Genomic DNA, 11,484 nt, shown 5'->3' with positions numbered 1-11,484 from the left:
GAGGAGACCCTCGCCGCCCCGGCGGAGTCCGGGGACAGAGACGACAGGTGAGTCGCCACCCCTCGCAGGGGCCCTTGCGAGGGGCCCCGCCCGACCCACCACCCCGCCCGCGCCCCGCTCACCCGCGCAAACCCGGCAGATCCGTGCGCCCCGCACGTTACGCTGAGGTATTCGGGTGACGCGGGCCGTCCGGGTCAGGCGGTCGGGCGTGCCGTGCGCGGGCAGTGCGGCGGTCGGGGCGCCGGTCAGATGGACCGGTGCTTGTGTGCGACACCCGGAGACAGGGGCGGACGGACCGGCGAGCGGAGCAACCGCTCGGGCCAGGCCGGGCGGCCGAGCGGGCCACACACGGGACACACGAGGAGTACGCGATGGCACACCCCACCCAGCCACTGCTGCGTGAGGTCATCGACATCCCCACCGTCAGTCACGAGAGTTTCGTGCTGAAACTCACCGAGGCGCTGGGCAGCGACGAAGAGCTCTCGAAGGCGCTGGACGCCTACGTCCTCACCGACAACCTCGTGGAGCGGTTCGGGGACGCCCTGTCCCTCATCGAGGCCGCGCTGACCAGCGGTAGCTCCAAGGCCGCCTACCTCCACGGCTCCTTCGGTTCCGGCAAGTCGCACTTCATGGCGGTGCTGGCCGCGCTGCTCGGCATCCAGGACCAGGCGTCGCTCAGGATGCGCGGGCACGAGAGCTTCGCCGGGGCCATGCGCGAGCACCCCTGGCTGCACCAAACGAAGTTCCTGCTCCTGCCCTTCCACATGCTCGACGGCAAGTCCCTCGAACAGAAGGTGCTCGGCGGCTACGTGGAGCACATCCGCCGCCTCCACCCCGAGGCCCCGATCCCGCAGGTCTACCGCACGGACGCACTGTTCGAGAACGTCCGCAGTCACCGGGAGCGGATGGGCGACGAGGCGTTCATCGACGGGCTGCCGGGCGGGGACGGCGAGGACAAGTGGGGCGACTCGGTCTTCTGGACGTCCGAGAAGCTGGACACCGCGCTCGCCGCAGAGCAGATGGACGAGGGCACCCTCAACGAGGTGGACCCGCAGTGGCACCGTGAGCCCGTCACCGCCGGCGGGCTGCGAGCCAAGCTGGTCTCCGACGCGCTCTCCACCTGGTTCGAGGGGCTCTTCCGGGACGCCGCCGAGGACCGGCAGGCGTTCGTCTCCCTCGACCGGGGCCTCGGCATCATCGCCGCGCACGCGAAGTCCCTCAACTACGACGGGCTCGTCCTCTTCCTCGACGAGTTGATCCTTTGGCTCGCCAACCGCATCCGGGACGAGAAGTTCGTCTCGGAGCAGGCCGCCAAGATCACCAATTTCGTGGAGGGCAGCGACGCCCGCCGGGCCATCCCGGTGATCTCCTTCATCGCCCGCCAGCGCGACCTGCGGGAACTGGTCGGCGACGAGGCCGTGCTCGGCTCGGCCGAGGTGTCCATCCAGGACACCCTCTCCCTGGCAGACGACCGGTTCCGTACGATCCCGCTGCCCGACAGCGACCTGCCGGCGATCGCGCACGCGCGGCTGCTGCAGCCCCGCAAGGAGGTGCCCGACGCGAAGGCCCGCATCGACCAGGCCTTCGCCAACATCAAGCGCGTCAAGCCCGACGTGTGGGACGCGCTGCTGGGCGACAGCAAGGACATCACGACCGCGGATGAGGAGGCCTTCCGCCGGGCCTTCCCGTTCTCGCCGGCCTTCATGGACACCCTGGTACGGGTCGCCGAGGCGCTGTCCCGCTCCCGCACCGGCCTGAAGCTCATGGGCCAGATGCTGTTCGACCAGCGCGACACCCTCCGCCTGGGCCAGCTCGTGCCCCTCGGCGACCTGTACGAGGTGCTGTACCGGGGCGGCAGCGACCCGTTCACCCAGACCCTGCGGGAGCAGTTCCACTCCGCGCAGGAGCTGTACAAGAACAAGCTCCAGCCCTACCTGTTCGGCCGGTACGAGCTCACCCACGACGACACCGAGGCGTACCGCCGCGACCCGGACGGGCTCGATCCCGCCGTACGCGCCCGGATGGAGTCGTTCATCGTCGACAACCGGCTCATCGGCACCCTGCTGCTGTCCGCCCTCGTGCCGTCCGTGCCCGCCTTCCAGAACCTGACCGTCAAGCGACTCACCGCCCTCAACCACGGCGTCGTCACCTCCCGGGTGCGCGGCTTCGAGGCCAAGGAAGTCGCGAAGAAGGCCAAGGAGTGGGCCGACGAGTTCGGCGAGATCAAGTACACCGAGGGACCCGACGCGGGGATCTCGCTGGAGCTCGTCGGGGTCGACTACGAGTCGATCGTCACCCGCGCCCAGACCAACAACAACCCGTCCAACCGCCGTGGCCTCCTCAGGCGCATGCTGTGGGAGGAGCTGGGGGTGAGCCAGGGCCAGCTCGACGACCAGCTCAACCTGTCGTGGCGCGGCTCCCGGCGGTCCGCCGAGGTCCTCTTCGGGAACCTCGCCGACGCCAACACCCTGGACGACGACAAGGTCAAGCCGCGCCAGCCCGGCAACTGGCGGCTCATCGTCGACATGCCCTTCGACGACGTCTACGGCGAGGTCGAGGACCGCGGCCGCATCATGCGGCTCAAGAACCTCCCCGACCACGACGAGATCCGCACCATCGGCTGGATCCCCGCGCACTTCACGCACGCCATGTATACGAAGTTCCAGCGGCTGGTCATCATCGACTACGTCCTCAACGGACAGCGCTTCGAGTCCTACGCCGGACACCTCAGCCCCAACGACCGGGAACGCGCCAAGGACGCCCTGCGCAACCAGCACCGCCGCCTGTCCAGCACCGTACGGACCGCCCTCAAGCAGGCCTACGGCCTCCTGCCGAAGGACCCGGCGGTCGTCGGCGGCTACGACGAGCACATCCTGCCCGTCCCCGACATGCAGGGGATCGTGCTGGAGTACAACCAGTCGCTGTACGACGCGGCGCGGCGCATCATCTCCGGTGCCCTCGCCCACCAGTACCCGGCCCACCCCGACTTCGACCCGCAGAACGAGCAGCTGTCGGTGCGGACGACGGACGTCAAGACCGTCTTCGGGTACCTGCGCGAGGCCTCCGACGAAGGCACCGACGTCATCGAGATCCGCCCGAAGGACCGCCCGCTGATGGCCCGTATCGCCGGTCAGAAGGGCCTGAAGCTGGGCACCATGTTCGAGGCCCGCTTCCAGCTCGGGCGGCACTGGGAGGAGCACTTCGGGCAGAAGGCCGGCACCGCCTACGACGACAAGGACATCCCCGTCCACGACCTCCTCGGCTGGATCGACGAGCCCCTGCCGTACGGCCTCGACCCGGTCCTCGCCAACCTGGTGCTGTGCGCCTACGCCGAGCGCACCGACCGGGTGTGGACCTACCACAACGGTCCCGCCGCGGTCGCCGACCCCACCGCCCTCAAGACCGTCTACAGCCTGCGGGCGCAGGAACGCCCCACCGAGGAGGCGTGGAACGAGGCCGTCGAGCGCGCGGCACGCATATTCGGCGAAGCCCCACTGTCGCCGATGCGCCGGGCCCGCATCATCGCCGAGTTCAGCGACCGGATCAGGGCACGGGCCGCGCAGCAGCGCACCGCGGCGAGGAAGCTCGTCGACGAGCTGGAGGAGCACGCCGGCGACCTCGGCCTGGACACCGAGAACGACGAGGGCCGCCTCGGCACCGCACGCCGGGCAGCCGTCCTCGTGGACGAACTGGCCGACGCCGACCGGCACGACCCGCTCGCCGTCGTCACCCTGCTCGCCGGTGCCGACACCGGTGACCGGGCCGGACAGGAGCGGACCGGGACGTCCCTGACCAGTGCGCCCGCCGTCATCGGCGCGCTGACGGGCGTGCCCTGGTCCAGCGTCTACGACATGGCCCGCGACGTGCGCGAACCGTACGCCACCGAGGCCCGCGTCGTCCTCGACTCCCTGCACGGCACGGCACGGGCGGACGAGAACACCGCCGTCCTCGACACCGCGCTGGAGAAGGCGACCAGGGAACTCACCGCGATCCTGCGCCGCGCCAACGCCGCACAGACCCCGCCGCCCACGGCCCCCGCCGGCCCGCAGCCCGGCCCCGCGCCGGTTCCCGCGCCCATCCGGTTCCCCCTGCCCAGTAACGGTGCTCCGGGGCGAAATGGCAACGGCACGTCCGTCTCCGTACCGGAGCAGCCGCACGGACAGTACGAGGCGGAGGCCGCGGACGCCATCGACCGGCTGCGGGCGGAGCTCGCCGAAGTGACCGAGGCCCACCCGCACGTCCGGGTCCAGGTCACATGGCAGGTGATCGACCAGTCGTGAGCACGAACAGCACCACCGCTCCGCCGCCCGGACACGGCACCGGGCAGTCCCGTCCCAGGCCCGCCCACCCCGCCGCGGTCGTCCAGGTACTGGAAGCCCGTTCCTTCACCCAGGGCGAGCCCCGCGTCGTCCTCGTCCGAGCCGAGCCGCACTGGAACGGGCCCCGCCGAGTGCCGCTCCGCGGCGGCCGGAGCGCGCATATCACCACCGCCGTGTCACCGCTCGCCGTGCTGGACACACTCGTCGCATGGGACCGGACCGACGCCGGTGAACGGGACGTACTCGCCGTTCTCACCGACGTGGAGGACGCCGACCTCGGCCCCGGCCTGCTCGCCCGGGTCTACCGCAACCGCGTCTACCCCATAGAGCCCTGGGCCGTCGTCCGCCGCCTCTTCGGCGCCGTGGACCTCGACCCACGCCTGACCGCCGAGGGCTGGGCGGCCGAGGCCCTCATCGACGCGGCGGGCCAGGAGAGCTGGCCCAAGACCCCCGGCACGGTCCTCTCCCGCGACACCGCCCTGTCCCGGCTCGCGGCCGGGCGGCTGTCCACCGCCGCCCACCGCCTCGACCCCGGCCGACTCGACCTGCACGCTCTGATGGCCTGGTCCCTCGCTCCCGGCGCGGTGGAACGCCTTGCCTCGCTGCGCGACCAGGAACGGCGCGGACTCGCGGCCTGGCTCGCGGATCCCGACCGGGTGGGCCTTCTGGCGCACCAGGCGCTCACCGCCCTGTTCGCGCTGTTCGAGGCGGGCAACGGCGCTGACGCGGTGCCGATGGGACTTGTGTGTGCCGCTCTGTGGGGCGGAAAAGCACCCACAGGAGTGGACCGTGCCCGTGGCCGCGCAGAGCTGAAGTTCGGCGGCCGACGGCTCGACGACGACACCTTCGCCGCCTTCGGAGCCGAGACCGAGGACTACGTCCGGGTCCTGCTGACCGCCCGCTCCGCCGACGTGACCGAGGACGAGCCGGTGCTGACGGGACCCGACCCCCGCGCCCTCATGGCCCGCGCCGACGTCCTCATCCGCGACATGGGGGCAGAGGACGCCGCCGCCGCCAGCGACCTGCTCGAAACCGGACAGCAGGCACGCTACGGAACCGTCGCCCGCGCACTGGCCGCCTGTGTTCCCACCGACCCGGGCAAGTCCCCGGCCGAGCGGCGCATCCGAAACCTGACACACGCCGTCGAACGCCTGGCCGGGCATGAACTGTCCCGGCTCGCGAGCCATCGCGCGACGATGACTCGGATCCGTATGGCGCAGCGGCTCGTGCACTGGCTCGCCCAGCCCCCGGCCACCGGTTTCACCACCGCGGCCGAGGCGGTGCAGCAGCACATCGCCACCTACGGATGGGTTGACCTCGCCCACGGTTGGATCACCGACGGCGACCACGCCCACCCGGAACTGCCCGGCGCGCTCGCCACACTGAGCACCGCCGTACGGGCCCGGCGGCACGCTCTCGACGAGGCGTTCGCCACCCGCCTCACGGAGGAGACCCGCAGCGGTGCCGCACCCCGCGACGCCCTCGTCGTCGAGGACTTCGCCCGCCGCGTCCTGGCACCGGTCGTCAAACCCCCCCGCGCGTCGAGCGCCGGAAGCCCGCCGCTCCTCCTCGTCGTACTCGACGGAGCAAGCGCCGCCGTGGCAGCGGCACTCGCCGAGCAACTGCGCACCCGGTCCTGGGCCGAATACGACCCGGTGGCCGACACCGCGGGAGACCGGCAGCGGCGCGGAATGCTCGCGGCACTGCCCACGATCACCCGGGCCTCCCGCGGCTCGCTCTTCGCCGGCGAGCTCACCGAGATCGACCAGCAGGAGGAGCGCAGGCGTTTCGCGGCACACCGCTTCTGGGGCGGAGCGAAAGTCCAGCTCTTCCACAAGGCCGACCTGCGGGGAGACGCGGGACACGCTCTCGGCGGCGAGCTCGCCGAGGCACTCGCCGACCCCGACACCCACGTCGCCGTCGTCGTCAACACCGTCGACGACCGCCTCGGCGAGGACCGGGCCATGTCCCACTGGCAGCTGAACGAACTCCTCGGCATGGAACAACTGCTAGCCCAGGCCCGCACCACCGGCCGCGCGCTGGTCATCACCGCCGACCACGGACACGTCCTCGACCACGGCACCGACAAGGAGAACGTCCCCGACGCGCTCTCCGCACGGCACCGCCGAGGCACCGCACCGGCGGCCCGCGGCGAGACCGTCCTCACCGGACGGCGCGTCGTCGCCGAGGGACAGCGCATCACCGCCCTGTGGGACACCGGGCTGCGCTACGGAAACCGGCAGGCCGGGTACCACGGCGGCGTCGCCCTCGCCGAAGCCGCCATCCCCGTCCTGGCCTTTGTCCCCCACGGCGCACCCGTACCCAAGGGCTGGCGGGAGCTCGGCCCCCAGCGGCCCTTCTGGTGGTCCCTGAAAGAGGACGCCGTTCCTGGCGTACCGGTCCTGTCCGCACAGACACCGGCCATCACCCCGCCGGCCAGGCACACGCCTTCGGCCGCCGATCTGCGCAAGAGGGCGGAAGAGCAGCGGGCCGCCGAGCACGAGACCGGCCAGGAAGCGCTGCTGTCCTTCGACGACATCAGCACAGCCGAGCCGACCGGGACGGCCGCACCGCCTCCGCAGCCTGCCCTCGCTCCCGCCTCGGCCGCCGAACAGCTCATCGAGGAACTGCGCGCGTCCGACATCATGAGCGCGCAGCTCGGCTCACTGCCACGCCCCGAGGAATTCGACACCGTCGCAAAGGCCGTCCGGGCACTCGTCGACGCCCACGGAATCCTGCCGCTCACCGCGGTCGCGGAACGGGCCGGGAAACGCGCCACGCGCGCCGCGGGCTTCGCCGCCACACTGCAGCGCGTACTCAACTACGACCAGGCGGAGGTCCTCACCCTCACCGACAACGGACGCTCCCTCCGGCTCGACGTACCGTTGCTAGGACGGCAGTTCCGCATCGGCACGACAGGCGGAGCGCGGACGTGACAGCCCAGGGCATCAGCCCCGAACGCCGCATGCGACTGATCGACGCACTGCGCCGGGGCGCCGTACCCGAGACCGGACTCGGGGTCCTCGCGGTCGGCCTCGGCCGGTTCGAGACCGCCGTCGACGCGGAACTCGACGCGGTCGCCACCGGATCGGCCGTCTTCAAGGCCGTACGGGGAGAATACGGTTCGGGCAAGACCTTCTTCACCCGCTGGCTCGCCGAACGCGCCAAGCAGCGCAACTTCGCCGTCGCCGAAGTACAGGTCTCCGAGAACGAGACCCCCCTCCACAAACTGGAGACGGTCTACCGGCGGCTCACCGAGCGCCTCGCCACCAGCACCTTCCCGCCCAGCGCCTTCCGGCCGGTTGTCGATGCCTGGTTCTACGCCCTGGAGGAGGACGCACTCGCCGCCGGCGCCACCGACGACGAACTGCCGCAGGCCGTGGACGGCCTCCTCACCGCACGCCTCGCCGAGGTCTCCCGCGTCGCACCGGCGTTCGCCACCGCCCTGCGCGGCTACCGGCGTGCCCAGGACGTGGGCGACGACGCCACAGCCGAATCTGTTCTCGCCTGGCTCGGCGGGCAGCCCCACGTCGCCGCGGCGGCCCGCCGAAGCGCAGGCGTCCGCGGCGACCTGGACCACTTCGGAGCGCTCGGCTTCCTCCAGGGCCTGCTGACCGTCCTCAAGGACTCCGGCCACCCCGGGCTGCTTCTCGTCCTCGACGAGGTGGAGACACTGCAGCGAGTCCGCTCGGACGCCCGGGACAAGGCACTCAATGCACTGCGCCAGCTCATCGACGAGGTGCACTCCGGGCGGTTCCCCGGCCTCTACCTCCTCATCACGGGCACGCCCGCCTTCTTCGAAGGACCGCAAGGTGTCCAGCGGCTGGCACCGCTCGCCCAGCGCCTGGCCACCGACTTCACCACCGAAGCCCGGTTCGACAACCCGCGTGCCGTGCAGCTCAGGCTCCCCGGTTTCACCGAGGAATCGCTGACCGAACTCGGCGGCAGAGTCCGGGACCTCCATGCCTCGGGAACCGAGGGGAAAGCCGCCGAACGAGTACGGAGCGTCGTCGACGACTCCTACGTGACCGACCTCGCGCGCGCCGTGGCAGGAAACCTCGGCGGCAGAGTCGGCATCGCACCGAGGCTCTTCCTCAAGAAGCTCGTGGGTGACGTACTCGACCGTGTGGAACAGTACGAGGACTTCGATCCGCGCAAGCACTACGCGCTCACGGTCACGGAAACCGAGCTGACCGGCACCGAGAGGAACGCCGCGGCAGGCTCGGCCGACGACATCGAACTCCCTCTGTGAGGCGCCCGTGAACTCCGGCGACACCCCGGACGCGGTCGACCGGCTCCACCCCATCGTCCTGCACCACATCGCCAACACCCTCGGCTGGCCCGATCTGCGCCCTCTCCAGAAGGCCGCCGTCCATCCGCTCATGGACGGCACGGACGCGCTGCTCCTCGCGCCCACCGCCGGCGGCAAGACCGAAGCCGCGGCCTTCCCGCTGCTGTCGAAGATGGCACACGCACGGTGGACGGGAACCTCGATCCTCTACGTGTGCCCGCTCAAGGCACTGCTCAATAACCTGTTGCCGCGTCTGGAGAGCTACACCTCGTGGCTCGGTCGCTCCGCAGCCCTCTGGCACGGCGACGTCCCACAGTCCCGGCGTAAACGCATTCTGTGGGAGCGGCCCGACATCCTGCTGACCACGCCGGAATCGCTGGAAGCGATGCTGGTCAGCGCGAACGTCGATCACCGTGCCTTCTTCTCCGGGCTGCGAGCGGTCGTCGTGGACGAGGTCCACGCCTTCGCAGGCGACGACCGGGGCTGGCATCTCCTCGCCGTGCTGGAGCGTCTGGAACGGGTCGCCGACCGCCCGGTGCAGCGGGTCGGCCTCTCCGCGACCGTGGGCAATCCCCCGCAGCTCCTGGCCTGGCTGCAGGGCTCCGGTGCCGGGAAGCGCCCCTCGCAGGTGGTCGACGTCAGCAGCCCCGCACCGACGGCCGGCCTTCCGCCGTCCGGAGACATCCAGCTCGACTACGTGGGCTCCCTGGAGAACGCCGCCACCGTAATCGCCTCACTCCACCGGGGAGAGAAACGCCTGGTCTTCTGCGAGACCCGGCGGCACGTCGAGAAGCTCGGCGAGTGCCTGCGCGCCAAGGGTGTGACCACGTTCCTCTCGCACGCCTCCCTCGCCGCCGACGAGCGCCGACGCGCCGAGGAAGCGTTCAGCGAGGCGCGCGACTGCGTCATCGTCTCCACCAGCACCCTCGAACTCGGCATCGACGTAGGTGACCTCGACCGCGTCGTTCAGATCGACGCGCCGCCCACCGTGGCGTCCTTCCTCCAGCGCCTGGGCCGAACCGGCAGACGGCCGGGATCCACCCGCAACTGCCTCTTCCTCACCCTCGACGAGGACGGCCTGCTCGCCGCCGCAGCCCTGCTCCTGCAGTGGTCACGGGGCTGGGTCGAACCAGTGGTGGCCCCACCCGAGCCCCGGCACATCGCCGCCCAGCAGGTACTCGCCCTCTGCCTGCAGGAGAACACCGTCGGGGAACACCTCTGGCAGGAGTGGTGGGGCGGGCTGGGTCCCTTCGGGGCCCCGGCCGAACCGATCGTGAAACACCTGATCGGCGAGGGCTACCTCGAACGCGACGGCGGCATGCTGTTCATCGGCCCCGAAGCGGAGCAGCGCTTCGGCTACCGCCACTTCATGGACCTGACAGCGGTGTTCACCGCCGCGCCCGAGTTCACCGTGCTCTTCGGCCGTAAGGAGATCGGATCGACCGACCCCGCCCTGCTGACCGAGAAAGTGGCCGGCCCACGACGCCTCCTGCTGGCGGGACGCAGCTGGCAGGTCACCTACATCGACTGGTCCAGGCGCCGGTGCTTCGTCGAACCCGTGGACAGCGGAGGTAAGGCACGGTGGGCCGGAGCGGGCTTCGCACGGGGAGCCTCGTACGAACTCACACGCGGCGTACGCGAAGTCCTGCTCGGCACCGATCCGCCCGTGACGCTGACACGGCGCGCCCACGACGCTCTGGCCGCCGCCCGCGAGAACTCGGTGGAACGCGTGCACCCGGGCGGAACCGTCGTCGTCCGTGGCGGTCGCGACACCGGCGTGCGCTGGTGGACCTGGGCCGGGCAGAGAGCGAACGCCACACTCGCGGCCACCCTCAGCGAGATCGCCGACCCTCTCCAGTACCCCACGGATGCCTGCATCCGCCTCCGGGAGGACCTGACAGCCGCCGAATGGCAGCAGGCCAGGGCCCGGGCGGCAGAGCAGCTCAGCCTGCCTTCCGTGGACCCTCGGGCACTGCGTGGACTGAAGTTCAGCGCGGCTCTGCCGGAACGCCTCGCCACGGCCACGCTGGCCACTCGCCTGGCGGATCCGGACAGGGCCACCTCGGTCCTCGGGGAGCCCGCCCGGATTTCCACCCTGCGTCTCTGACTCACGAGCCTGCGAGGCGGAAGGTATCAGGAGTTGTACGCGCTCTGCGCCCGCTCCAGCCCCTCGATGACCAGCGCCTCCACCGCGTCCGCCGCCCGGTCCACGAAGTAGTCCAGCTCCTTGCGCTCCGCCGACGCGAAGTCCCGCAGCACGAAGTCCGCCACCTGCATCCGCCCCGGCGGCCGCCCGATCCCGAACCGCACCCGGTGGTACTCCCGGCCCAGCGCCTTCGTCATCGACTTCAGCCCGTTGTGCCCGTTGTCCCCGCCGCCCAGCTTCAGCCGCAGCACGCCGTAGTCGATGTCCAACTCGTCGTGCACCGCCACGATGTTGGCGAGCGGAACCTTGTAGAAGTCCGCCAGTGCCGTCACCGGGCCGCCCGACACGTTCATGAACGACATCGGCTTCGCCAGGATCACCCGCCGGCCCGCCGGCCCCGGCGGACCGATCCGCCCCTCGACCACCTGCGCCTGCGCCTTGCCGTGCCGTTTGAACCGCGCCCCCATCCGGTCCGCCAGCAGATCCGCCACCATGAAGCCGACGTTGTGCCGGTTCGCGGCGTACTCGGGGCCCGGATTGCCCAGGCCGGCCACCAGCCAGGGCGCACTCGCGTCCGTCGTCACGTCCATCTCTCCTCGCTACCCGTCCACACATACGCGTCGGGGGGGGGGGCCCCCCGGCCACCCGCCGGCCCCCAGAAGTCCCCAGCCCCCCACGGCCCCCGGGGCGTACAGGCCGCCGGCGCCGCGTCCGCCCCCGGCGCGCCC

General features: G+C 71.2%; 5 protein-coding genes. 4 read left to right on the top strand and 1 reads right to left on the bottom strand.

Annotated features, from left to right (window positions below; genetic code table 11):
* Window positions 1-371: 371 nt before the first annotated feature.
* The 4 genes from ACFWR9_RS14340 to ACFWR9_RS14325 are packed head-to-tail and all read left to right on the top strand — an operon-like array spanning window position 372 to window position 10,717.
* Window positions 372-4,280: a DUF6079 family protein gene (locus ACFWR9_RS14340; RefSeq protein WP_383840765.1), complete on the top strand. Its 3,909-nt coding sequence runs from the start codon at window positions 372-374 to the stop codon at window positions 4,278-4,280.
* Window positions 4,277-7,255: a BREX-2 system phosphatase PglZ gene (gene pglZ, locus ACFWR9_RS14335; protein ID WP_383840762.1), complete on the top strand. Its 2,979-nt coding sequence runs from the start codon at window positions 4,277-4,279 to the stop codon at window positions 7,253-7,255. Before ACFWR9_RS14340 ends, pglZ begins: the two co-directional genes overlap by 4 nt.
* Window positions 7,252-8,571 carry a BREX system ATP-binding protein BrxD gene (gene brxD, locus ACFWR9_RS14330; protein ID WP_383840759.1) on the top strand — a complete coding sequence of 440 codons (1,320 nt, stop codon included), beginning with the start codon at window positions 7,252-7,254 and terminating at the stop codon, window positions 8,569-8,571. The genes pglZ and brxD overlap by 4 nt, the downstream gene beginning before the upstream one ends.
* Window positions 8,572-8,578: 7 nt before the next feature.
* Entirely contained in the window at window positions 8,579-10,717 is a 2,139-nt protein-coding gene (locus ACFWR9_RS14325; protein ID WP_383840756.1) for a DEAD/DEAH box helicase, read from the top strand.
* A 26-nt stretch (window positions 10,718-10,743) separates the two neighbouring features.
* Here ACFWR9_RS14325 and pth read toward each other — a convergent pair whose 3' ends face one another.
* On the bottom strand, window positions 10,744-11,346 hold the full coding sequence (pth, locus tag ACFWR9_RS14320) for an aminoacyl-tRNA hydrolase (RefSeq protein ID WP_383840753.1): 603 nt from the start codon (window positions 11,344-11,346) through the stop codon (window positions 10,744-10,746).
* Between the last annotated feature and the right edge of the window lie 138 nt (window positions 11,347-11,484).

Origin of the sequence: Streptomyces sp. NPDC058534 (genome assembly GCF_042717365.1) — a bacterium.
Classification (GTDB): Bacteria; Actinomycetota; Actinomycetes; order Streptomycetales; family Streptomycetaceae; genus Streptomyces.
This window is presented reverse-complemented; position numbering and strand designations above follow the sequence as displayed.